The 24,205-nt window shown below is 62.3% G+C and carries 16 protein-coding genes; 4 read left to right on the top strand and 12 right to left on the bottom strand.

Features of this window, described 5'->3' with window-relative positions; translation table 11 throughout:
• The 7 genes from YUU_RS0142335 to YUU_RS0142305 form a co-directional block, all read right to left on the bottom strand.
• Positions 1–703, bottom strand: a 703-nt coding sequence (locus YUU_RS0142335; protein WP_027527622.1) for a condensation domain-containing protein, incomplete at its 3' end; no start/stop codon positions are given.
• A complete protein-coding gene (locus YUU_RS0142330) occupies positions 700–1,587 on the bottom strand; it encodes a proline iminopeptidase-family hydrolase (RefSeq protein ID WP_035664884.1) in 888 nt (295 codons plus the stop codon). The genes YUU_RS0142330 and YUU_RS0142335, both read right to left, overlap by 4 nt.
• Positions 1,584–2,333, bottom strand: coding sequence for a thioesterase II family protein (locus YUU_RS0142325; RefSeq protein WP_027527620.1), 750 nt, complete (start codon positions 2,331–2,333; stop codon positions 1,584–1,586). The genes YUU_RS0142330 and YUU_RS0142325 overlap by 4 nt, the downstream gene beginning before the upstream one ends.
• On the bottom strand, positions 2,330–7,840 hold the full coding sequence (locus tag YUU_RS0142320; protein ID WP_027527619.1) for a non-ribosomal peptide synthetase: 5,511 nt from the start codon (positions 7,838–7,840) through the stop codon (positions 2,330–2,332). Before YUU_RS0142320 ends, YUU_RS0142325 begins: the two co-directional genes overlap by 4 nt.
• Positions 7,837–8,889: a TauD/TfdA family dioxygenase gene (locus YUU_RS0142315; protein ID WP_245288286.1), complete on the bottom strand. Its 1,053-nt coding sequence runs from the start codon at positions 8,887–8,889 to the stop codon at positions 7,837–7,839. The genes YUU_RS0142320 and YUU_RS0142315 overlap by 4 nt, the downstream gene beginning before the upstream one ends.
• A complete protein-coding gene (locus YUU_RS0142310) occupies positions 8,886–13,025 on the bottom strand; it encodes a non-ribosomal peptide synthetase (protein ID WP_027527617.1) in 4,140 nt (1,379 codons plus the stop codon). The genes YUU_RS0142315 and YUU_RS0142310 overlap by 4 nt, the downstream gene beginning before the upstream one ends.
• Before the next feature lie 122 nt (positions 13,026–13,147).
• Positions 13,148–13,483: a hypothetical protein gene (locus YUU_RS0142305; protein ID WP_027527616.1), complete on the bottom strand. Its 336-nt coding sequence runs from the start codon at positions 13,481–13,483 to the stop codon at positions 13,148–13,150.
• 122 nt (positions 13,484–13,605) lie between these two features.
• On the opposite strand from YUU_RS0142305, the gene YUU_RS0142300 reads away from it, so the two are divergent.
• The 3 genes from YUU_RS0142300 to YUU_RS59635 all read left to right on the top strand — a co-directional run bounded on the left by YUU_RS0142300 (position 13,606) and on the right by YUU_RS59635 (position 15,953).
• Positions 13,606–14,313: a 4'-phosphopantetheinyl transferase gene (locus YUU_RS0142300; RefSeq protein ID WP_084801889.1), complete on the top strand. Its 708-nt coding sequence runs from the start codon at positions 13,606–13,608 to the stop codon at positions 14,311–14,313.
• A 675-nt stretch (positions 14,314–14,988) separates the two neighbouring features.
• Positions 14,989–15,774 carry a DUF3102 domain-containing protein gene (locus YUU_RS0142295; protein ID WP_198031945.1) on the top strand — a complete coding sequence of 262 codons (786 nt, stop codon included), beginning with the start codon at positions 14,989–14,991 and terminating at the stop codon, positions 15,772–15,774.
• A 23-nt stretch (positions 15,775–15,797) separates the two neighbouring features.
• Positions 15,798–15,953: a hypothetical protein gene (locus YUU_RS59635; RefSeq protein ID WP_156944849.1), complete on the top strand. Its 156-nt coding sequence runs from the start codon at positions 15,798–15,800 to the stop codon at positions 15,951–15,953.
• Positions 15,954–16,481: 528 nt separating this feature from the next.
• Here the strand turns inward: YUU_RS59635 and YUU_RS0142280 are convergent.
• The 5 genes from YUU_RS0142280 to YUU_RS0142260 form a co-directional block, all read right to left on the bottom strand.
• A complete protein-coding gene (locus YUU_RS0142280) occupies positions 16,482–16,661 on the bottom strand; it encodes a hypothetical protein (RefSeq protein ID WP_027527613.1) in 180 nt (59 codons plus the stop codon).
• 123 nt (positions 16,662–16,784) lie between these two features.
• Positions 16,785–17,276: an LOG family protein gene (locus YUU_RS55605; RefSeq protein ID WP_051390215.1), complete on the bottom strand. Its 492-nt coding sequence runs from the start codon at positions 17,274–17,276 to the stop codon at positions 16,785–16,787.
• A gap of 8 nt (positions 17,277–17,284) precedes the next feature.
• Complete coding sequence (locus YUU_RS55600) at positions 17,285–17,749, bottom strand: hypothetical protein (RefSeq protein ID WP_051390214.1); 465 nt, start codon at positions 17,747–17,749, stop codon at positions 17,285–17,287.
• 50 nt (positions 17,750–17,799) lie between these two features.
• Complete coding sequence (locus YUU_RS0142265) at positions 17,800–18,831, bottom strand: S1/P1 nuclease (RefSeq protein WP_035664878.1); 1,032 nt, start codon at positions 18,829–18,831, stop codon at positions 17,800–17,802.
• Between the two features lie 274 nt (positions 18,832–19,105).
• A complete protein-coding gene (locus YUU_RS0142260) occupies positions 19,106–20,242 on the bottom strand; it encodes a DUF3616 domain-containing protein (protein WP_198031944.1) in 1,137 nt (378 codons plus the stop codon).
• Between the two features lie 1,843 nt (positions 20,243–22,085).
• Here YUU_RS0142260 and YUU_RS0142250 point away from each other — a divergent pair.
• Positions 22,086–24,205: AMP-binding protein (locus YUU_RS0142250; RefSeq protein ID WP_035664880.1), on the top strand; the 2,120-nt coding region annotated here is incomplete at its 3' end.

Genomic DNA, 24,205 nt, shown 5'->3' with positions numbered 1-24,205 from the left:
AGGAAAGATGCTGGGCCAGCATGTCGCCCTGCAGCCATTCGCGCTGCCACACCGCGAAGTCGGCATACTGGATGCGCAGCTCCTCCAGCGGCGAGGGCCGGTTCTGCAGGNAGGCGGCGTAGAGCGCTTGCAGCTCNCGCATGAAGACGCCGAGCGACCAGCCGTCGGAGACGATGTGGTGCATGTTGACCACGAACAGCGCATCGCCTGGCCCACGGCGGATCAGCTTGGCGCGCACCAGCGGCCCGCGCTGCAGGTCGAACGGCCGCGCCATCTCCTCGGCGAGCAGGCGGTAGCTTGCGGCTTCCGCATCGGCCTCTCCGCGCAGGTCGATCTCCTCGATGGGAACGGCAAGATGCGGCGCGACGCGCTGCACCGGAACCCCGCCCGACATCACGAAGCTGGTGCGCANCGCCTCGTGCCGCGCCACAATGGCATTGAGCGCGCGCTCCAGCACCGCGCCATCCAGCGGATCGCCAAACGGCAGCACCACGGGAAGATTGTAGGCGCTGTTGCCCGGCTGAAGCTGCTCCAGAAACCAAAGACGTTCCTGCGCGTAGGACAGCGGCGCCGGCTCGGACGGATTTCTCGGCACGATGGTTTCGAGCCGTTGATCGAGCGGGTTGTCCATCTCGCTCCAGCGCACGAACCGCGCCAGCATGCGCAGCGGCAGGTGCGAGATCCTGTCGGCAAGGGAGCTCATTGCACCACCGTTTCGGCCCGCGCCAGGAAGCCGCGCACGACGGCCTCGTAGAGCTCGGGCTCCTCGAGGTGCTGGACATGCGCGCTGTCCTCGAACACGACGAACTCCGATCCCGGTGTCTGCTGATGATAGGCGGCGGTCGCCTCGGGCGTGATCTCGTCGTGTCGGCCGCAGAGATAGAGTACCGGCCGGTTCAGATCGCTCAAGCCGTCCTCGCGCTCGTAATCGGCGAGATTTCCGACCGGCGTGAACTCCGCAGGCCCCCACATGGTGTGATATACCGGCCAGGCCCAGTTCTCCTGCGAGCGCATCAGAGGCTCCGGCCAATCCGGCTTGCGGCAAACATGCCGGCGATAGAACACCATGGCGGCGGCGCCGTAGGCGCCGGAGTCGGTATTCCCCGCCGCCTCGCAGGAATCGAGCACGCGCTGCACGGACGGCGGCAATGCAGCGCGCAGCCGCTGCATGTCGCTGCGCACGCGTCGCATGCTCAGACACGGCGAATCCAGGATGAGGCTGGCGACGTTCTCCGGATGGGCGAAGGCGTAGTCCACCGCCAGCATCGCGCCCCAGGAATGACCAAGCAGATGCACCGGCTTGCGTCCGACCGTCTCAACCACCGCATCGAGCTCGGCAACGAAGCGATCGATGGTCCAGAGCGAGGTGTCGGCCGGACGGTCCGACCGCCCGCAGCCGAGCTGGTCGTAGAACACGATCTCCCGCTCGTCGCCGAGCGCGGCCAACGGCTCCAGATAGTCGTGCGGAGAGCCCGGACCGCCGTGCAGCGTGATGAGAGGCGCCTTCGCGCTCCCGCCGCAGCGGCGCATCCACACGCGTCCGCCGGGTGCACTCACGTAGGCGTCTGCGAATCTCGCTTGGGTCACGCGCACCCCGTCGCAATGGCGCGCACCAGCTCGTCGCGCGCAGCATCGATCAGATAGTGTCCGCCGTTCAGCATCACAGTGTCGAAGGCTCCGGTCGTATGGTCGCGCCAGCCGGCCAGCTCGTCCGACGAGACGATGGTGTCGTTGCGGCCGCCGAACACGGTCAGTGGGCAATCGAGCGGACGCGAGCCCTGGTACCGGTAGGTCTCGGCCAGCTCGAAATCCGCCCGCAGCACCGGTGACAACACCGAACGCATCTCTGGATGCGCGGTGACGATCGCCGGCGTGCCGCCGAGGCGCTCGATCTCGGCCCAGAGCTCGTCTCCGGGCAGGGCGTGGATGGGCAGGTCGCGATCGGGAAGATGCGGGGCGCGACAGCAGGAGGCGAAGAAGTGCGCCGGCTCAAGATCCAGCGTACGCCGCAGCCGCTGCGCCAGTTCAAATCCGACCAGCGAGCCGGTGCAGGTTCCAAAGATCGCAAACGGCAGATCCAGATAGGGGCGGATCGCCTGCTCGAGCGCCTGAACCGCGAGGCTCATCCGGGTGAAAGGCCGTTCCGCCGCGCGCTGCTGCCGGCCCGGCAGCTGCACGGCGCATACGTCGATATTGTCGGGAAACAGATTAGCCCATTCCTGGAACGCCGATGCATTGCCGCCGGCCGCCGGCAGGCAGAACAGCCGCAGCCGCGCCAGCGAATTCGGACGAAACGTCGTGATCCAGCGATCGGCAGCGGCCGTCATGGTCATGGTCGAACCTCCAGGCGGGGGCGATCGGAGTTGAGGAGGTGGGCAAGAGCGGCGATGCTGGTGCCGCCGCACAAGGCCGACAGCGGCAGATCGCAGCCGAGCTCCTGCCGGATGCGCGCGACGATGCGGATTGCGAGCAGCGAATGGCCGCCGACCGCGGCAAACGCGTCATCGCGGCCGATGCCGGGATGTCCGAGAACATCGCTCCAGATCCTGCCGATCTGCCCTTCGATGTCGCTCGTCGGCTCCTCCAGCACGGCCTCGTCCCAGGCCGCATGCGGATCGCGCAGGAACGCATCGATCGCCTTGCGATAGCAGCCGCCGAGGCGCGCGATCTGCTCGGCGGAAAAGCGCTCCGCATCATACTGGAAGCTGAGCCGCACCTCGCTTTGGCCCGGCTTCACCTCGAAATCGACGGCGAGCGGAAAATCGATGTCGGCCGGCACCGTGCGGCTCTCCGAGATGGTGACCGGCGCATCGTCGGTTTGTCCCGGCAGCAGATGGAATTGCGAGAAGTTGAAGAAGGAATCGATCAGCGGTGATCCGCCGTGCATGCGCTGGATGTCCGCGAAAGGCAGCCGCCGGTGCGGCACCAGCTCGGATTCCTGTGCGAAGGCCAGCCGGGCCAGCTCGAGCCACGAGCCGCCATTCAATGACATGCGGAACGGCACTGTGTTGATGAACAGGCCGATGATGCGGTCGCCCTCGGCTTCTTCCGGCCGGCCATTGACGACGAGGCCCGTCACCACATCGCGACTGCCGCAGGCGAGAGCGATGACGCGCACGTGAATAGCCAGCATGATGCTCTTGAGCGGAACGGCGATGCGCCTGGACAGCTCAGACAGTGCCGAGCTCGTTTCGTCGGCCAATTCGACCTCGTGCCCTTCGACCCTTCCCCGCTGGGACAGGGCGCCGTTGCGGCGGGGCAGCTGCGCGCGCGGCGCATCGGCTAGCTTGCTGCTCCAGAACTGGCGGACTTCGTCCGAAGTCTGCGCCTCGCGCTCGATCTCCACGAACCGCCGATAGGTGAGACGCGGCGGGTCGAGCGACAACGTCGCGCCGAGACAGAGCCGTCTCGCGTAGCGCTGGCAGATCTCGGCAAGCAGCAGATGCAGGCTCCAGCCGTCGAGAATTCCGTGATACTCGGCAACCATCAACTGAAACCGGGACGGATCGATGCGATAGGCGCCGAAGCGCACCAGCGGGGCCTTGTCCCACTTGAAGGGCCGTTGCAGCTCGGCGCGAACGTCGGCATCGATGACGCGATACTGCTCATCGGCCGTGAGCGTCGACAGATCCCTAATCTCCAGGGCGGCATGCATCTCGCGATGCACGATCTGGAGAGGCTCGCTGAAGCCGGTCAGGTGGAAGGAGGTCCTCAGCACCGGATGGGCCGCGATCAGTTCGTCGATCGTGCCGCGAAGCATGTCGGGCTCGAGTCGGCACAGCAGGCGATGCGAGGTTGCGTTGTGATAGGTTGATGGTCTGCCGGTCAGCTCGGTGTGATAGACCATGCCGGCCTGCAGCGCGCTCAACGGATAGGCATCTTCCGCATCCGCCGGCATCCGCGCGCGATCTTCGGCGCGAACGAGGCCGAAAGCCGCGGCGGTGCCGCCCGCTTGCGCCGGCTCGCCGGCCACGTCGATGTCGCGCACCAGTTCGCGGATGGTCTGACGGGCAAACAGCCGCGACAGGCCGAAGCGCAGCCCGCGCCTCTGGGCAAGCGCCTGAACCTGGATGCTACGGATCGAATCTCCGCCGAGCTGGAAGAAATTGTCCTCGACGCCGATTTCATCGAGACCGAGCACCTCTTTCCATATCTCCACCATCGCCTCTTCACGCACGTTCTCGGGGCCGGCGAGGGCGCCCTGCAGATGCAGCCGGCGCGCGCCGGGCTCGGGCAGAGCCGTAAGGTCCACCTTTCCGTTGCGTGTCAGCGGGAACTTCGCAAGCACGACGAATGCCGCGGGCAGCATGTAGTCGGGCAGGCGCTCGGCGAGGAAGCCGCGCATCTCGGCCGGTGAGGGCGGGTCGGCCAGCGCGCTCGCAATGTCGTCCTCCGACAGCGATCGCGCGTACTCCGGCCGCCAGGCATAGAGGCTGTAGCGGTCGGTGCCTTGCAGCAGCGACTCCTGCTCCACGCGCACCTCGAAGCCCCTGTTTTCGAGAAGATCGAGGAGAAGGTCGATGCGACCCTGGGTCGGCGTGCCGGCCTGGTCGTGCACCTCCATGGCGACCTGCTGGATGCGCGGCCAGTCGTCGTCGTCGATGCCCTGCAGGACGTCGAGCTCGGCGCGCTGGACGTCGATCTTCAGGAGATCGATCCGTTCGATCGCCTCTTCGCGGATGACGTCCGACAGGCGGCGGAGCTGGCAGGTGAGCTCGACGGGGCGGAAGCGCTCCGCCAGCAACTCGTCGACATGCGCAATCAGCTCGGTCGAGCCCTGTCCGGCGGCTTCCTCGTTGCGCAGATATTGCTTGATGGTCGTGACCTCTCCGGCCGCGTCGGAATACACCTTCTGCCCGGACATCATCGAATAGCCGGGGTAGAAGGTGAATTCCTCGCTGAGTTGCCGGCGCGACAAGCCGATCGGAAACAGTTTGGCGCTCGGCGCATGCCGCGCGAGATTCGCCGCGAGCCGCTCGAAGATCGGAGCGAGAGGCTCGAACGCATAGAGTCTCGGCCGGCGGCAACGCCGCGCGACGTAAGCCGAGAACATGCCGATATTGGCGCCGACGTCGAGGACGCAGGCATCGTGCCGCAGGCGGATGTCGTGCCTGACGTAGATCTCCTTGGTGAAGATCTCGTCGTAGAGATATTCGGTCTCGTGGCTGTTGAGCTGCGCGAGCGTCGACTTGAAGCTCGCGGCATCGGTCGCGGCGTCGCGGCATCGCGCGTAGGCGACCAGCCGGCGATCGCCCACTTCGCCACGCGCCACCACCAGCGCCTCCTCGATCGCGGGATGCTCGCGCATCGCGGCAGCGATCTCTCCCGGCTCGATGCGATACCCCCTCACTTTGACCTGGTCGTCGAGCCGGCCGAGAAACGCGATGCGTCCGTCGGCAAGGAAACGAGCGGAATCGCCACTGCGATAGAGCCGCTCATTGTCGGCCCCGAAGGGATCGGGAACGAACCGTTCCGCGGTAGCCGCGCGGTTACCGAGATAGCCGCGGGCCAACCCGGCGCCGCCGATGCACAGTTCGCCGGCAACGCCGACCGGTACGGGGCTGAGGTCGGCATCGAGAATGTAGATGCGCACGTTTCTAAGCGGCCGGCCGATGTTCGGCGGCACGTCGGCCGTGACACGCTCGGCCGAGGCATTCACCGTCGCCTCGGTCGGACCGTAGACGTTGAAGAACGTGGCGCGATGGCGCGCGAGCATGGTCCAACTCTCGGCGTCGATCGCCTCGCCGCCGACCAGGACCACCGATGGATAGGCGGAATTCCAATCCGCAAAGCCCGCGCTCATCAGCAGTTTGAGATGCGACGGCGTGCAATCCAGCACGTCGATCTCGCTCTTGACGATGAAGTTCAGGAGTTCTTCGCCGTCCTGCCGGGCGGTCTCAGGGACGATGCAGAGGCAATGGCCGTTCAGGAGCTGGACGATCTGCTTGACCGAGGCATCGAACGACAGCGGGGCATTGACGCTGACAGTGAGGTGGTCACCGCGCCCCGAATAGATGCGCTCCTGAAGCGCCGCGGCCAGATTGACCGCCGAGCGGTGCTCGACGACGACGGCCTTCGGCGTTCCGGTCGAGCCCGAGGTGAAGATCACATAGGCCGCGTTCGACGGCCGGACGTCGTCCGCTGCCGGCAGAGGCAGGGCGGAGCAGACGTCGAGCGACGGGCTCGACAGGCTGATCCTGCTGCAGCTCCGTGCCGGAAGCTCGGGGAATTCATCGTTGACGATCACCGCGCTGACCGAGGCCGCGTCCATCAGCGCGGCGATCCGTTGCGGCGGATTGTCGGGATCGAGCGGTACGTAGGCGGCGCCCGCCTTGAGCACGCCCAGCACGGCCACGATCAGGTCGGCGCCGCGCTTCAAGAGGATGGCGACCCGCGCCTCCGGCCGGACGCCCGCAGCTTGCAAGTGGCGGGCAAGCTGATTGCTGCATGCATCGAGCTCCGCAAAGGTCAACTGCCGCTCGGGTGACTTGACCGCCATCTCAGCCGGTCGTTCGCGCGCGATCCGTGCAAACAGGGCGTGGATGCAGACATCCTCGATCGGTGCCTGCGTGGTATGGCTCCAGTCGTTGAGCAAGAGATCGCATTCGCGCGGTCCGATGGCCGGAACCTGTTGCAGCGGCGCGGTCGCATGCGCGTTCTCCAGCGTCGCCTGGAGCGCGTCCGCGAGCAAGCCGACCATCATGCCGTCGTGACGGTTCGTGTCGTAGAGAATGTCGAGCCGCAGCCGCCCGCCCGAAAGGACGCCGCGCAGCAGGAGATCGCATGGCTCGATCTCGCCGCGCATCTCGAAATTGCGAAACGACGTCGTCGGGGCGGTGGGAAATTCCGGGGCTTCCTGATAGTCGAAGCCAATCTGCGCCGGCTCGGAGCTCGCTGAACGGCCTTCGAAATAGGGCAGGTTTTCGCTCGCCTCGGCCAGGGAGCGATCGATACGTTCGGTCAATAAAGAGAGCGTCTCGTCGGCGGACCAGGTGATCCTGATCGGCACCGATGTCGCCATCGGGCCGACGGCATCGGCAAGCTCGTCGAACATCCGCCCCGGCAGGCGGCAGTGGATGGTGACCTCGCGGCTTGCGGCATAGCGACCGAGGACCAAGGCCCAGGCGGCGAGCACCATCGAGCGATCGGACACCGGTCCTTCGGTGTGCGCCTCACCGACGGCTCCGGCGGCAGCGATGCGCGCGAAAGGCAGAAGGAGGTGCTGGTCGATCTGATCGCGCCAGAAATTCCGGCGTGCGGCGTTGTCCTGGTCCTCGCGGACCTCATGGCACCACTCGGACAGATGCAGGAACTGCACCTCGGCTCGCGGGCCGGGCGCGGCGCCGTTCGCGCGGGCGGCGACCTCGCGCAGGATGAGCGCGAGGCTCTCGGAATCGGCGACGATCGAGGGGGCGACGAGCTGCAGCACCTGCTCGTGCTCGCCGGTTCTCGCAAGCGCCGCCGCGAGCAGCGGCCCGTCATGCAGATCGAACGCCGGCTTCTCTGTCCAAAGCTGACGCAACCTGCTCTCCCGCTCCGTGGGGTCGCAGGCGCGCCAGTCGTACGTCTCGACCACAGGCCGCGTGTCGTCCTGGATGACCTGGAGCGGCGCCTCCATGCCGGGAAGCTGGCGGAACGCGGCGCGCAGGATGTCGTTGCGCTCGACGATGTCGGCGAGGCACTCCGCGAGCCAATCGGCATCCAGACCGCCACCGATGGTGAGGCGGGCGCGGCTCAGCAACGCCCCGGTCTTCGACTGACGGCGCCACAGCTCCCACTGCGAGGGCGAAAGTCGAAATCCGCTGATGGTCGCGGCCTCCGATGTCTGCTGGACATTCATGAGCTTGGCGCTCCGCTCACATGGAGGTCGGCCATGGCGACGAGAATCCGCCGCGCGCCCTTGTACGGCTCCCTGGCGTGCACGGTGATGAAGTTGTCCAGGAGCAGCACATCGCCGCGCTGCCACGGGAAGGACACGGCGCACTCGTGATAGAGCGCGCGGATATCGTCCAGCATCGAGGTCTCGATGGGCGTGCCGTCGCCGAAATAGGCGTTGCGGGGCAGCCCCTCGCTGCCGAACGACTGCAGCAGCACCTCTCGTATCTCCGGCTCAAGATTGGATTGGTGGAACATGTGCGCGTGATTGAACCACACAGTTTCGCCGGTCTGCGGATGCGTCGCAATGGACTGGCGGACCTGCCGGGTTCGCAGCCGGTTGCCGTCGGTCCATTCGAAGGCGACGTCGAAGCGCCGGCAATAATCCTCCACCGCGGCGCGATCGTCGGTCTGGAATGCGTCCTGCCAGGTCAGGTCGAGGCCGTGGCCGTAATTGCGGACATACATCACCTTGCGCTCGATGAAGCGCCGCTTGATCGCGGGATCGAGGCGAGGGAAGAACTCGCGCTCGCTTGCGATCGGGGTGCAGCCGCCCTCTGCGGCCGCCGTGTCGCAGTAGAAATAGATGCGCGCCGGCCAGTTGTGCGAATAGGACATCTCGTGGTGATGCGGGATCCACTGGTCGGCCGCGAGCTCGGTCGATGTGAAGACCTTCGGCGCAACCTGCGATCGCGCGGCCGCGCGTTCGAGGTAGTCGAGCAGATCCGGCGTGAGCGCGCGCGCGAGATCGGAAAACGCCTCCGGGCTGTCGATCGAGAAGCCGCGAAACAGCAATGCGCCGTGCGCGATCAGCTTCGCCATCAGCGCGGCGCGGTGCACGCCGGCCCAACGGACCAAGTCGACCGCGGCGTCGTTCGGCTGAAGCACGAGGGGCGGTCCGCTGTCCGCGCGAAGCGGAGATTCGCGCACGAGCCCGGCCTCGGAGACCTGTGTGGCCTTCAGCGGCCGGCGCAGCAAGAATGGGCTTCGCTCGATCGCCTTGTCGGCCATCATGAGGTCCTTTCCGTCAGAGCTTGCGGGTGGCTGGCGGGAGCGCCGTAGAGTTGCTCATACGGATCAGTCATCGCGGTGCGCACCTTTCGCGGTCCCTCGAACGGCTCACGTCCGTGCGCGACCAGCATGTTGTCGAGCAACAGCACGTCGCCCTGCCGCCACTCGAACGACGTCGTCTCGGTGTCGTAGGCCGTGCGCAGCTCGTGCAGCACGGCGTCCTCGATCGGCGAACCGTCGCCGTAATAGGTGTTGTAGGGCAGGTCCTCGTCGGCAACCGCGGCACGCAGCGATCGGCTGATCTCGTCGGGCAGGCCGGTGACGTGAAAGAACAGCGCGTGGTTGAACCAGGTGCGTTCGCCCGTCACCGGATGAATGCGCACGGCAGGGCGGGTCTGTCTGGTGCGCAGCCGCTCGCCGTCGAGCCATTCGAACTCGAGCGATGCGGCCCGGCAATACGCTTCCACCGCGCCGCGATCCGTGGTCTGGAACACCTCCGTCCAGGGCAGGCTGATGCCCGGCAGATAGTTGCGCGTGTACCGCACGCCGAGGCGCTCGAACTTCTCCACCATGGCCGGTGACAGCCGCGCGAGGATGCGACGGCTGTCGGCGATCGGCGTGCGGCCGTGCACGAGCGCTGGCTGCTCGCAGAAGAACATGATGCGCATCGGCCAGTTCAGCGTATAGGACTGCTCGTTGTGCAGGAGGATCGGCTGATCGGCCGGATGATCGGTCGAGGTGTAGATGCCTGCGGCGAGCTCGGTCCGCGGCGAGGAGCGCTCACCGTACTGGATCAATTCGGACGCGATCGCGCGGGCGAAGCGCTGGAAATCGCCGATGCTCTCGACCTGGAAGCCGCGGAACAGGATGCCGCCGCACTGGCGCAGGTGATGCTCGATGTCGTCGCGGTGTTGGCCGACCCAGTCGGCGAGGTTCACACCCGGCACTTGCGCGCTGATGCGTGTGGGCAGCGGCGTGCCGAGCCAGTTCGGCTCGGTCCTGACGAGATTGCCCGCCGTGAGGACGCTCGGCGCGGCGCTGCCCGGGAACGATTTGCGCGGTGTGGTAGTGGCCATGCTGCGTGCTCCGCAATCGCTTTGAAGAGCGGTGATGGTGCTGTCGGGTGCGTCCACGATGCGACTGAGAAGTTTTGTGTACATCGCGTGGAAGACCGCGATCTGCGCTTCGGTGAAGAGGCTGGCGCGATAGGTCCAGACGGCGCGGAGCGGGCCAGTGCGGCGATCGACCCACAACGTGAGATCGAGCCGCGCATGGTCCGGGCGCAGCTCGGTGCCGGCATAGCTCAGCCCGTCCAACTCGCATCGGGCCTCGGGTGCATTCTGGACCCCGAACGCGACCTGTCCGATCGGGGTATAGCGGGGATCGCGCGGCGGCCGCAGATCCGCTATCACGAGCTCGAAAGGGAGCTCCTGATGTTCGAGCGCGCCGAGTGCTGCGGTCTTCACCCGTTCGAGCAGTCCGACAAACGTCTCGGAGGGACGAAGCGCCGCGCGGATCGCCACCATGTTCATCAGGCAGCCGATCAGATCCTCGGTCTCGCGATGGCGCCGGCCGGCGGCCGCGGTCAAGGTGACGAAATCCTTCTCGTTGGCGAGTGCTGAGATCAGGGTCTGGAACGCCGCAAGCAGCAGCATGAAGGGCGTCGCCTGCACGCGCGCCGCGAGTGCGTCGACGCAATCCGACAGATCGCGGTCGAGCAGAAACGAGGCGCTGCCGCCCTGAGAGCCCGACAACTCGCCGCGCGGATGAGCCGTCGGCAGGTTGAGGCGGAACTGCGCGCCGGACAGTTGCCGGCGAAAGAACGCTAGGCCCTCGCTCCAGTCGCGGCCCTGCTGCCAGGCGCAATAGTCGGCGAATTCGATCGGCCGATCCGGCGTGGCGGCCGGCTCGCGCCGGGCCGCTGCGCGATAGGCTACGGCGAGCTGGCGCACGAGAAGGCCGAGCGACCACTCGTCGAAGACGATGTGATGCACGGCGACCACGAGGCACCAGTCGTCAGGCGCAAGGCGGAGCAGCTTGGCGCGCAGCAGCGGTGCCTGCGCAAGGTCCATCGCGGCGGCTGCGAGCCCGAGCGTTTGTTGCCTAAGCGCCGCCCCTCCGGCGACGTCCTCGACCGGCAGGTGGATCGTCAGCTCCGGCGCGATCATCTGGACGACCTGTCCGTCGCGCCACTGGATGCTGGTGCGCAGCGCCGACTGGCGGCGCACCACGTCGTTGAGCGCAAGCTCCATCAGCGCTGGCTCGACGCGGCCCGTGATGCCAATGCTGCAGGGAACGAGATAGGATGTGTCGGTGGGATCGATCTGGGCCGCAAACCACATCTGGCGTTGTGCCGCCGACAGCGCGGCGTGTTCGCGCTGCGGCGCGGCGACCAGGTCCGTTGCCGGCGATCCCGGAAACCTGGCGATGGCGTCGGCCAGGCTCGCGATGGTCGGGTGAGCGAAGAATTGCGCCAGCGAGAGGTCGCGTTTCAGCTCGTCGCGCACACGCGCGACGATGCGCGTCGCCAGCAGCGAATGTCCGCCGAGCGCGAGAAAATTCTGCTCGCGCCCGATAAAGGGCAGACCCAACAGCTCGCTCCAGATCCGCGCGACGGATTGTTCGAGGGCTTCGTCGGGTGCCTGTTCGGGGACGACACCGCGATTGGCCAAAACGCTCCAGTCGGGCGGAGGCAGGCGGCTGCGATCGCGCTTGCCGTTGGGCGTGCGCGGAATGCCGTCGAGGTGGATGAAGGCCGCCGGCACCATGAAGGTCGGCAGCCTCGCGATGGCTGTTTCCCTCAGCCGCCCGACCTCCGCGGCTCCGGTGAAATAGAGGACCAGCCGGTCATCTCCCGCAGGTCCGGTTGCGACCACCGCGATACATTCGGCGACGTTGTCGACATCGGCCAAAACACGCTCGATCTCGCCAAGTTCGACCCGGTAGCCGCGGATCTTCACTTGATCGTCGATTCGCCCGAGATACTCGAGCTGGCCGTCTGGCCTCATCCGGACATGATCGCCGGTTCGGTAGAGCCGCGCCTCGGGATCGCTTCCGAAGCGATCGGAGACGAAACGCTCGGCCGTCAGCTCCGCGCGGCCGAGATAGCCGCGCGCTAATCCCGCTCCTCCGAGATAGAGCTCGCCGACCTTGCCGAGGGGACACAGCGCCATCTCGCTGTCCACGACGTAGACGCAGGTGCCTGGCAGAGGGCGTCCGATCGGCGGCGGCTCCGCGCGCGTCAGGTCGACTTCAGCCCATGTCGAATAGGTGGTGTCCTCGGTCGGGCCGTACAAATTGACGGCGCGGATTGGCCGCGCCTCTCTGCCCAGTTCGCGGACCAGCGCCGCCGGAAAGGCTTCGCCGGCAAGGCAGACGGTCGTCACACTCCCCGGCAATGGTTGCAATCGCAGCAACTCGCGCATGGCGGAGGGGACCGTGTTGATCAGCGTGACCCGATCGCGAAGCCGGGATTCGGGCAGCTCGAGAACGTTGTTCACGAGCAGAACCGTGCCGCCCCAGCACAGTGGTGCAAAGATCTCAAAGATCGACAGATCGAAGCAGATCGATGTTGCCGCCAGCATTCCGGCGAGCTCCGCTGCCGAGAAGGCATTCCTTGCCCAGCGCAGGAAGACCACCGCACTGCCATGCTCGATTGCGACACCCTTTGGCCGTCCGGTCGATCCCGAGGTGTAGATGACGTAGGCGAGGTCGTTCGGACCGACGGCTACCGCGGGACTCGCGGGCGGCTGCAGCCGCAGGTCCGCTTCACAGCGGTCGAGAGATACCATCTGCGACGATCCGAGAGCGAGATCGCAGCTCGTGACCGAACTGGTGATGACGAATTGGCAGCCGGAGTCGGCGATCATGAAGGCGAGCCGCTCACGCGGATAGGCCGGATCGAGCGGCACATAGCTTGACCCAGTTTTGAGGACCGCCATCATGGTGACGATCAGATCCGGCACTCGCGGAAGCGCGATGCCCACGGACTGTTGAGGCCGCAGTCCGCGTTGCTGCAGCAAGTGAGCGAGCCGGTTCGCCCGTTCATCCAGCTCGCGATAGCTGAGCCGGCGGCTTTGCCATATCACGGCGTCGGCAGCCGGGCTGCGCGCGACCTGCTCCTCAAACAGCTCGTGCAATGCGCACTGACTCTTCCAAGCAGCAGGTAGTGGCGCTGCTATCACACTCGTTCCCGCGGCATCTACCGCGTCCGACTGTGGGGCACTGAAGGACAAGTCTCGCGTCCACAGCTGTCCAGCGCTCAGCATTGACGTCGATATGTCCTGCACGACGACCAGGCCCCTCGATCAATCCACAGATAACTTCCGCCAAGCGGCGACGCAGACGTCGGGCAGCCCTCGCGATGCAAGATTGCGTCTTTCGGGACGTCGATGCACCACAGCAATTGAGGATCGCAAAATACCCGAATGGCCTTTTCGTCGGGCGAATTGGTCGCATAGCCGCAGAGCAGCATCACGTTCGGAATTTTGTTCGGATCCTCGATCAGCTTGCTCAGCCATGGGTCGAACCACTCGCTGAGATTAGCAGGGCGGCCAGGACCGCCTTCGGACACAGCTTCGTCATTGCGCTCTGCCATTATCGACCTCCGCGGATTGCACTTGCTAAACAGTTGTAGGTTGATAAGTATAATTGAACTACTGATAGTTGAATGCGTCAAGCCCCGGGCGCAACAATTTTGAAGGACACGAAAAGCATATCATGTCGACGCCGAGTTCCCGTGCCTCGATCGTCCTGCCGGAATTCGTGGCGCACTTTAGCCATCGATCATCCGATCGCGTCCCGCGGCTGATTGGAGAAAATTGGGAAGACCTATTGCCGCATCAGATGCGCAACTGCGTGCCGAAGAGACAGCATGAGTTCATCATCGGCCGATACTGCGCCTATAGGGCCGTTCGCCAAATTCAACCGGGTTTTGATTGGCGAACGCCCATCAGCAGGGGACCGACGGGCGCGCCCATCTGGCCGGACGGCATCATTGGCTCGATAACCCATACCGATGGCTACGTTGCTGCAGCAGCGGCCCATCGCGGTTGCTTGGACGCCATAGGAATCGACTCCGAGCGGATATTGAGTGCCAAAGTCGCGCGGGAGGTCTCAAGCTTGGTCGTAAGCGAAAGCGAACTGGACCGAATCGCAAGGGGGATCGAAATTGATCCAATCAAAGCCCTGACCCTGTGTTTTTCAGCCAAGGAGTCGCTCTTTAAGTGCCTACACCCTTTGATTGATCAATACTTTGACTATCTGGACGCTGAGGTCGTGAGCATTCAGGTCGAAGCGCGCCGGTTTGGTATTCGCCTGCAACGGCAACTTTCGAATGACCTCCCGTCGGGCATGATTCTGTTCGGCCGCTTCGCATGCAACGATGGCTTCGTACATACCGGACTGACATTCCGGCGCCAGGCCTAGCGCGGTGTCGTAGTTGAACGAGCTCCATGCCGTCGCTGCCGGATAGCGATCTTCTGTCTGCTCTTGTCATTGAAAACCTAAGAAAAACCAAGCAAACTTGGGAAAGATCTAGCGACACGCGCATGCCATGTGGATGTCGCAAGCCCGTCGGTTGTCGTTAAGCTCCTTGCGGCGACACAAGCAGCGACGGCGTTCTCGACGCCAGCCTGAAGCTTGATAAGTCCAGTGCTTCCAAACGTCGAAGCTTGCGTCCGCGGTTTGCTTGGCAACGAAGTCAGGACGTAGAGACTGCGACAAATCTTCTTGTGGCGCGAACGCAAACGGTCGCGCCTGTCCCATCCTGTAGCGAGACCTCCCAGCGTGCTAGCCGATCGGTACGTAAATCTGGATGTTCGCGCCGAAACCGTAAATAAGTCGAGTCCAGGAGGTGGCATATTTGATCTGTTCAGCTTGAGACAATTTTGCGTGCTGTGCTCGCGCTTGGCTTCACAGGCGCTGACATACTTTGGTCGGCACTGAAGCCTTGATGGTCACGTCAGCTGCATTTGCGTGACAAGACTGGGATTGCGGGAGCAACCTTACATTGATTTGTGTTGAGTCGATTGTGCCTTTCAAATAAGACAGCTGGCGGCTGTGCATCGGGCGGGGCGATGTGGTCGTTTTCTCGAGCGTATGATGCCTAGTGAAACGAATGGCCGATTCGGCGAACCGCTCCGCGGTTGCTTAAGTGGTGGGCGATTCAGCTATGAGTCGGTGCCCTCGAATGTCGCCGCTTTTCTGAGAGGGCAAGCTGATCGAATAAGGCAGCAATGTGCCATCTCAGTTATTCAGATCGGCAAAGCCCTGGTCGAGGCGAAGCGATACTTATCTCACGGTGAGTTCCTTCGTTGGGTCGAAAGCGAAGTGTGCATCCCATCGCGTTCTGCTCAAGCCTACATGCGGGCAGCCAAGTGGGTCGCAGACAAACACGCAACCGTTGCGCGTTTGTCGCCGTCAGCTCTCTACTTGCTCTCTGCCTCGGGCACGCCAGAAGAATTCGCAGCTAATATCCTAAAGCGCATAGAAGCTGGGGAATATATTTCTCCGTCGGACATGCGGGCCGAGTTAAAAATGTTTCGCTCAACCGAACCTCAAGAGCGTGTCGGAGCAGGAAGTGCGACAGCCGAAGATCGTCTAGATCAGTCTAATTGGGGCGCGACTAGAGCAGAGCGGGGGACGACCGGGGTCGTGAGCGAACTTGTCGCCATCCTGATACAGAATCTGCCAGCTAACGATTTCGCGCGGGTGCGAGAGATAATGACCAGCAACGTCGTGCTGTCGGATCCTCTGTTGGTCCAGAATTTGGAACACGCGTTTCAACGGATAGCGGAGGATCGCGGTATTCCGCGAATGAATGTCGTCCTGCAAACGGAATGCTCGAACCCTCGCTCAGAACCAGATGTGCCAGTGGCCAGCAACTAGAACCGGCGTTTCTGGAATTGGCGATGAGCGGCAAGATCGATATCGAAGTCTTTGAGGATGACGTCTTCGCGGATTTCGAGCCGACCTTGTCGCTGCGCCTTGCCATTCTCGATGACCTCAATTGCGTGATCAGGATCGGTAGTTTCTCCAAGGTGCCCAGACGCTCTCCGCCTCCGTAAGCTGCGGCCATATCGCCATATCGCTGCGATGGCAGATTGGATCGAAGGTCTGGTTGATCTCCAGGTCGTCACAAGCTTCGGCGGTCCAAGTCCCGTTCCGACGGAATTGATCGCAAGCGTTCTCGTCGGCGGGAGCTATTCGCAAGCACATGGACGAAGTGCGTCAACGAGCGCCCGGAAAATGGCGATAGCCTGGCTGGCACCGCTTGGTCTAGTTCCGTGGATCATGCCACGCGGATGGTTCTATCTGTGGTGCCGTTTGCCTGACGATCACGATTCATCGGTGATTGCGCAGCGCTATATGGGAGAGAATGTCGTTTTCGCGCCGGGCAGTAACCCTAGCTTGCGAGCTCGCGCGATCCTTGGATGCGGTCTCCAATGGCGATAAGTGTGAAATCCAGGCCTTCGACACCGTCCGTTACGAAGAACACGTCCGGCGCAAGGGCGAATGAAGTCATACTGATCGGAACTTCGTGAACGTCGAGCTCATAATCGAACTCAACATGCAACTGCCTCGCTACATCCCGATCAGAGACCATGAAGCCTGACCCTCGCGGCCGGTTCGTATTCCACGCGACGCGGGCCACGGCATTCGCCGCGCGGGTTGCCGGCGGCAACGTTGGCTATCGTCGGCTTGATAATCTCGCGGTTCTTGAAGATGCGCTCTCGCGCAACCAGTGCGACTTTCGATAACGGATCATCGGCCATGATTGATGCCCTGGGAGAAGTGGAAAGTACTGGATGTCTAGACGGAGATCGTCCCGGGCGCAGATACCGCAAAGGCGAGATTTTCCTGCGCGGCGGGGGCATGAGCGTCGAGAACCGAATCGATCACGTTGAAATCGGTTGTGAATTTAACCATCTGGGCGGCCGACGGCTTGCCCGCGTAGCGGAAAACCTTGTCGGTAACATCGTCCAGCTTGAGACCGCGCCGGCCTGATCGAAGATCGCATCACGTTGCCAGAAGCCATCTCGGTCGAAAAAGATCATCGGCGTGAAATCGGCTGCTGTCTTGGCGTAGTAATTCTGCTCGGTATCTTCGAAGACCTCGCGCAAAGTGCCGCCGCCACCCTGCGCGTACACGATACCGGCGCGTGACTGTGTCACGAGCGCCTCTTCTCGGATGCTATTCTGGAAATATTTGGCATAGACGGTGGCAAAAGGGGTCGACGGCTCCGACCCGTAGACCCAGGTCGGGATCGCGAGGCTCACGCCGCTCTCCTTGGGAGCGGCCTTCTTCACGTCGATCGCCTTGTTGAGCCAAAGTCGCGCTTGCTGCGCGATTTCTGCGTAATGTGGACCGAACTCACCGGTCTCCGTCAAAATGTCGTCTATCCCTTTGGGAGCGCCGCAACCGTACTAAGCTGGCGGAGGGCATCTTCCAGGGCTGCATCTCCAGCCGCGCTGAGCGTGGCGCCGACATGTGCGGCCTCCATGGCTCCGGGCCCACCGCCTGTCACTATCAAATAGCCTCGCTGCGTCAGATGTCGGCCGAGCCGGGCAACGGCGCGATAGGCCTCGTCGCTTCGTTTGAGACTATGCCCACCCATGATACCGACCAGTTTTGGCTTCGGTTCACGGTCCAGGAAAACCTTGAGGGCGTCCGCGATATGGGCGTCGTGGTCGGCCTGTGCGCGACGGATGTCCAACGTCTTCGGCGTTGTGCCGCCGTCCGCGACATATGTGCGGTAGGTCTGGAAATCCCAGGATTTCGTGAAAGCCATCGGGTCGTTGGGATCGTAGCCATCAAGCAAATCGGCGCTGGTGTAGAGCTGGGCAAGTGTTCCGTAAGCCATCGCGATGATCCCGTGTTCGCCTCGCCGGTGTCCAGAACAAGCGTGGGTCGTTAGGGCCAAATCCTATTGAGAATATGCGCAAGCCTTGCGCCCGCCTTCGCCATTTGTTGGCGTTTGATCTCGTCCCCCTTCTGCACATACGCTGCGTGATCGGCAAACATGATTGCCCAGTCGTCGGGATTCTTTACGAAGTTCGCGCCGGCAAACGCCTGCGGCGCGACCTTGAGCGTGTCGGTCGCCCACGCGGTGGACCATTCTTCCAGTGCAGCGTTATCGAGAGGTACTGCCTTTGCGAGGGGCAGAAGGTCGAGGGCATCTTCGACCTTGAAGCCGGTCGGCGGGGCGTCCCAATCGCCGTGAAAGTTCTTTCCGGTGTCCCTTATGGCGTTGCCGCCGACGGTCTCGGTGGCCGGATCGATCGTGTGGGTGACGTCAGGATCAACAAGCTTGCCATCCTTGTCGAGATAGACAGCCCCGACGTGCAGCGGTTGGTGCAGATCGCCGACGAGGTGCGCCAGGACAAACAGCGCCTCACGTTTGTCGGCGATTTTGAACGGCGGCGGCGAGGGCCGCTCGAGCAAGACCGCCATCGCCGCGGTGATTGCCGCCACGATATCGTGGTCGTTGGTGCCTTGAAAATTTCGATCGAAATGGTCCCGTTGGATCGCCACATCATCGAAGTGGTGGGTGTTGTGACACCCCATTTCTTCCTGGTACTCTTTGCCGTCGTCGTCTTTTCGCTTCGACAGATAGCTGCACTGGAAGAAGTTTCGCTTCACGTATTGCTGCATGACGGGATGTGCCGAAGCGAATGGCTTGCACGGCTCTTCAAAGGCCGGCTCGACGACGTAGTGAAAAGTACCATCGGCAAAGCGATGAACGCTTTTCACGCAGTCCAGCCACGGCCCCGCTGTGCGCAGATTCACGTTCAGAATCGTTGCGACTTGCTGCTTGGCATTTCCAGTCAACATTTCATCGGCGATCGCGCCAACGATTTGGTGGCCATTCGCATTCCACGCCAGGGCTTGGTGTGAAATCAGGAGGAGTTTGGCGCAGACGAGCACGGCAAACCTTCGTCGCATAGCAATAACTCCGCTAAAATGTGCGACCTAGAAGACACGCCCAAGTTGCGACTGTCAATGGTCTCGCACCCGCGATCGCCTAAGATAGGGGCTGGCGATGCAATTTCGATGACGTCGAGATGACGTTAGCGCCGGTCCGCCCGCCCCAGGGGCGATGACGACCAATGAAGTCAGTTGCCGTAGTCGCTCATTGAAGGCTCGGGGTGCGACAATTTGCGCCGTGTGAACACCGGCCAGTCACAGCCTACGGATTGGGTTCGTATCCGACGATGACCTATTGTAGATCAAATTCGATCGGCGTCGGCTTTCCTTCCGAGGGCCCGTCGAAGAATAACAAGGCGCGCACGGTGTCGCCGGATTGGTCGAGTGGCAGGAGTGCTTCGGGCTTCACCTTTTCGGGGAAGCCGCCCAGATCCTTGAGGGGCTTTGCGTCCCGGCTGCTGCCGTCCCAAAGATAAATACTGTAATCGCCCTTCGGAATGGGTGTCCCGTCGGGTGGATCTTTCAACGGTCCCGCCAAAATCAGGAAGGCGTCGCCATACAGTGTCATGTCGCGGATTCCTCGTGTTCTGTGGCGCGTATCGCGGCCCAGATTGACGGACTTCACACTGGCATCAGCTAGGTCGCCCGCAAACACCGCTGGGAGCGGTACAATCAGAACCGCGGCATTGCCGTTCTTCTCCGGATCATCCGCAGGTGTATTCGAAATGACCGGCCCGCGCATGCCGACATAAAGCTCCCCGCCGCGGACCGCGAGGCCCTCGATCGTCAGACCATTGTCTTCAAGTTCGCGGTCAAACGCTGCCGTCAGCTTCGTCTGTCCGCGGATGAGCCGTGCCAACTCGGCTGACGGGGTGACCTCGGGGGCGCCATTTAGGTTGCCGGTATCCGGATCGATGGCACCGGGCGGGATTCTGATTCGGAAGATGCGCCGGGTTGCTGTGGCCTTGGCCTTGTTCTTGGCTTCCTTCTCGGCATCATCGTGATGGCGCGGGCGGCCATGGGACCCGATCACATAAAATGCGCCATCCGCATACGCTACCGCCTCGGCGTCAAGCTCGAGGAGCTTGTCGTCCCAAGTGTCGTACACCAGACGAATGAACGGACCGGCGATTAGCTTTCCCTCCCTGACGACGACCACCTGCGTTCCTTGGCTCTCGTCGTCAACAAGAAGGCAAACTCGCGGGAAGCCACCGGTGGTCTCGCACGCGATACCGCTCACATCTTTGGCCTTCTCCATCATCTCGGACTGAGCGTCCTCCTTGGGCTTGCCGAGCAGTTTATGCTGGACTTCCCAGTGGTCCTGCGCTCGCGCAATCGCCGGGCAGCTTGCTGACAGCACCGCAGCCCCGAGCACCATCGCAACAAACAGCGACGGAGGAAGCAAAGGATACCTTGCAGGTTTTGCCATGATCACCTCTCGCCTTTCAAACTGCCATCCAAGCTTAGCTTGAGGCTTTGTTGAGGGTCCAGTGCGCATTTGGCATCTCCGGGACAGAGATTGGTAGTTCGTCCTGACAACGCTCCGAACAACCATCATCGTAGAAAGCAATCTGCTTCGCGTCGCGCACGTCCAGTCTTTCGAAGACGCGCCAGACGTTCAGTTTTTTGCACCCGGATCGCTACATTCCCGTTACCGTCGGAAAGCAGAATGATGTTCTTTGGGCGCGAAAGTACCCGCAGTACTCAGCAGCTTGCGGACCTCGCCGCTCTGCTCGGCCTCATGCAGGTCGCGCGCAACACGGCCAAGAACGGGACGTACGCGCCAACCAAACGGATCATCGACGCGCGCCGCCACCCGAGTCCACGTGCAGATGCACGCATTGAAATTTTGGTCACACAACGAACTCTCGGCAAATCGAGTTTGTGCGATGGTAGAGGTCGTGAAGTGTGGTGACGGAGGAGAAAGCCGGAGTCTTCCGCGCCGAATTCGAAGAACCGAAGACGACTTCATTCGCTTGCCGGCTCACCTGCATGATGTATTGCTGATGAGTGAGGACGATCACACTACACTCAACCTGCGTTTCTCGATCTTGAGTTCTTGCCCTTGCAGGACGCGATGTTGCAGCCGGTCCACCTCAGGGGCCTGATCCCGATCCGTCCTATGATGGATTGGAGCGAGAGTTCAAGTTTCTCAACTGGTTAGAAGACGACGTGTGCACCGAGAGATCTGGAAAAATCTTGCGACAGCCAACGTGAGCAAGCTTTCTGAAGTGCCCGGCTTTATTTTCTCGACGGGTGGATTGATGCGACGCAGGGGTGTCCCTCCGCAAGTCTGAGCGGCACATGGACCCGAACCGTTTGACAGCAACAGTTCTCGCTGGTGGCCGCCGAGCAGGAGCATGACGGCGCTGACGCTCATCTGGTCAATTTATGGGCCAGATTCATGTCTTCACTGACAGTCACATGCAACTCGCGAACGTGAAGACTAGCGGCCCGTAGCTTCTGGTGGTCTGACACGCCATTGGGCCGGGCGAAGTCGCGGCGCAGAAGCATCTGTCTATGCCTTTGCAGAGGCCGTCCGATGTGATCTGACCTTGGTGTCTGGCTCAAGACGTCAATGTTCCAAGCCCGACGGTAAGACGGCAGTGTTCCGCCAGCGCGGCGAGAAGCGCATTCTTTCTTCAAGAGGAGTTAGCAGAACGTCTTTGGCACGCCGATTGCTTAGCCGCGGGGAATCCGTCACGACCGTGACGGTCTCTCAGCTCCCGTCCAAGAGTTCAGATGAAACTTGTTCGATTGATCCAAATCTGCGTCCCGCTGATTCAGCCGCGTCCGTCGCGCACGCGGCTGTGGCGAGGCCTCTCATATCCTGATGGCGTTTTCCCGGCCCTGCACCCGGACTTAAACGGAATCGTGCCGAGGTGAGGTGCCGCACACCACGTTCGAGGTGAAGTGCTGCGAGCCGGGTATTCAGCGCGGTTACTCCGGAGCAAAATCCGAACCAGTGTCACAGGTTTGGGCCCGCCATGTTGGGGGCGGCGTACAGCGCTAGAATTATCAGGCTACGCGACGGGTTGGCTGGAGCGTGAAGATGGCCCATCGGTCTCCTCCGGTTCATGCCCGGCGCGTGTCTCTTTCTGTGTTCAGACTCGGTGGCCAAACGCTCAGGCGTGTCACAGGCGACCAGATAAATCGCCAGTTGTTACAGATCCTATGAGTCCTGTGTGGATTTTGCGGAGCTGGGCGGTCGATCGCAGGACCGTCGAAAGCAGAGGTTTGCTACGCAAGTGGCTTACGTGGAGGTTTCGACCATGGAGGCAAACTACGAACATCACGACACATGTGTCTCGGCCACGTCGGGTTACGAACTCGCCGATTGGGATAGACGAGGACCTGCAGCATCACCAATCGGTTCTACCATCTTTGTTGGTGGCGGTACGCTAGCTATTAGGTGTGCTCAGCTCGCAAGGGAAATGGGCCACATCATCCGCGCCGCGCTATGTGCCGACGCCATATTCGCGGATTGGGCGGCTCGCGCCAACATCTTGTGCGTGGCAAGTGTTGAAGAGCTCGCCACACTACTGAATACCGAAGCGGTGGACTGGATATTTTCTATTGCTAATCCGTTTACATTGACACCGGATGTTTTTGTGCGAGCGCGTCAAGGCGCTTTTAACTACCACGACGCTCCATTGCCGCGATACGCGGGAACTCACGCGACGTCTTGGGCGCTACCGGCCGAAGAGACCGAATATGCCATCGCGTGGCATCGTATCGATGATGGTGTTAATACGGGTGATCTGGTGGTTCAACGCCAAGTGTTGATTGCGCCCATCGATACGGCGTTAACCCTGAAGCTCAAATGCTATGAAGCTGCTGTCGAAGGATTCCACGAGCTTTTAATTGGCCTAACGAACGGCAAACTCAGCGTCCGTCCACAGGCGCGAGTGGACAGAAGCTTTTTTCCGAAGCATCAACGCCCAGACGCTGCCGGCTGTCTGCGCTGGGATCGATCCGCGCTAGATCTCTCAGCGGTGACACGCGCCTTAGACTTTGGGCCGTATCATTCTAATCCGTTGTGTCTGTGCAAGGCTCTCTTAGGCGATGACGTTGTCGTCGTTAGGCGCTTGGAGGTGCTGCCTCAACGGTCAGGCCTTCCGGCAGGATCCCTGGTTGAAATCCATGCTAGCCACTGGCGTGTGGCGACGGGTACGCAGGATGTTGATGTTTGGTTTGGCGGCTCAGATGGTCAGGTTCTGGACGCGCGAGCTCTCGCGAGGCATTCCGCTCTGGATGTAGGCGATCGTCTTACGATTTTGAACGATGATCAGGCGCGTAGCCTAACAACTACACATGAGGTGTTGGCGCCTCGGGAGGATTTTTGGACGCAGCGGCTAGAGCAGTTTAAAATGTTGCAGCTTCCTTTCCTGTCGTCTGTAGCTGTGGCGCCACCCAGGTGGCAGTCGAGTTCGTGGCGAGTTCCGGGTGCTTTGGCTGAGTTTTCCTCCATGGACCGCGTGGAACACTTGGTAACGGCTTGGCTGATCTATCTCGCCCGCATGACAGGCGAATCAAAGCTTCAATTGGGATGGACTCCTGCTTCGAATGGATCGCGAGCCGGGTTGAAAGCGGTGGAGGTGCTTGTCGCTTCTGTCGTTCCGATGGAAATTACCATTGATCTTGCACATGATTTTGCAGAGGTGCGCAGGGCAGTCGCCAGCGAATGCACTGTGCTGAGGCAGCACGATAGCTTTGCGCGGGACCTTATCGCGCGCTTCCCGAGGTTGCGGGGTATGCGGGTGCTACGATCGCGCCGACCCTGGCCGATTGGCATTACGGTGACGGTCAATAGCTGTTCTGCCGCTGGTGATCTAGCCTCGAACGGGGACTCTGAGGCGGTCCTATCCGGTGATTTGCTAACGTTTGAGGTTCGCGCTCTGGATGGGGGCTTTCGATGGCACTTTGATGCAACTCGCTTGGCACCCAACCAGATCGACCATATCACGCAGCATTTGCAAAATTTGTTATTTGGTGTGTTGGCTGATGCAGGGCAGCCAGTCGGGCGGATTGAGCTGTTGTCGTCCGATGAACGGGCGTACCTGTTGGAGGCGCTGAACCGGACGGGGGCGGCGTATCCTTCGGAGAAGTGCATCCATGAGCTGTTCGAGGCGCAGGTCGCCAAGGCGGCGGATGCGGTAGCGGTGCTCCATGAGGACGAGCGCGTAAGCTATGGCGAGCTCAATGCGCGGGCCAACCGTCTGGCGCATCATCTGATCGGGCTCGGGGTGAAGCCGGACCAGCCGGTGGCGATCTGCCTTGAGCGCAGCGTGGCGATGGTGGTGGGGCTTTTGGCGATCCTGAAGGCGGGGGGCGCGTATCTGCCGCTGGATCCGNCCTATCCGTCCGGGCGGCTCAAGCAGGTTCTCAACGA

Origin of the sequence: Bradyrhizobium sp. Ec3.3, from assembly GCF_000472925.1 — a bacterium.
In the GTDB taxonomy this organism is placed as follows: domain Bacteria; phylum Pseudomonadota; class Alphaproteobacteria; order Rhizobiales; family Xanthobacteraceae; genus Bradyrhizobium.
This window is presented reverse-complemented; position numbering and strand designations above follow the sequence as displayed.

Coding starts and splice junctions, on each gene's coding strand:
- YUU_RS0142325 (WP_027527620.1), bottom strand. CDS start 2,333: ATGACCATGACGGCCGCTGCCGATCGCTGGATCACGACGTTTCGTCCG.
- YUU_RS0142320 (WP_027527619.1), bottom strand. CDS start 7,840: ATGAATGTCCAGCAGACATCGGAGGCCGCGACCATCAGCGGATTTCGA.
- YUU_RS0142315 (WP_245288286.1), bottom strand. CDS start 8,889: ATGATGGCCGACAAGGCGATCGAGCGAAGCCCATTCTTGCTGCGCCGG.
- YUU_RS0142305 (WP_027527616.1), bottom strand. CDS start 13,483: ATGGCAGAGCGCAATGACGAAGCTGTGTCCGAAGGCGGTCCTGGCCGC.
- YUU_RS0142300 (WP_084801889.1), top strand. CDS start 13,606: ATGTCGACGCCGAGTTCCCGTGCCTCGATCGTCCTGCCGGAATTCGTG.
- YUU_RS0142295 (WP_198031945.1), top strand. CDS start 14,989: ATGCCTAGTGAAACGAATGGCCGATTCGGCGAACCGCTCCGCGGTTGC.
- YUU_RS59635 (WP_156944849.1), top strand. CDS start 15,798: ATGAGCGGCAAGATCGATATCGAAGTCTTTGAGGATGACGTCTTCGCG.
- YUU_RS0142280 (WP_027527613.1), bottom strand. CDS start 16,661: ATGGCCGATGATCCGTTATCGAAAGTCGCACTGGTTGCGCGAGAGCGC.
- YUU_RS55600 (WP_051390214.1), bottom strand. CDS start 17,749: ATGGCTTACGGAACACTTGCCCAGCTCTACACCAGCGCCGATTTGCTT.
- YUU_RS0142265 (WP_035664878.1), bottom strand. CDS start 18,831: ATGCGACGAAGGTTTGCCGTGCTCGTCTGCGCCAAACTCCTCCTGATT.
- YUU_RS0142260 (WP_198031944.1), bottom strand. CDS start 20,242: ATGGCAAAACCTGCAAGGTATCCTTTGCTTCCTCCGTCGCTGTTTGTT.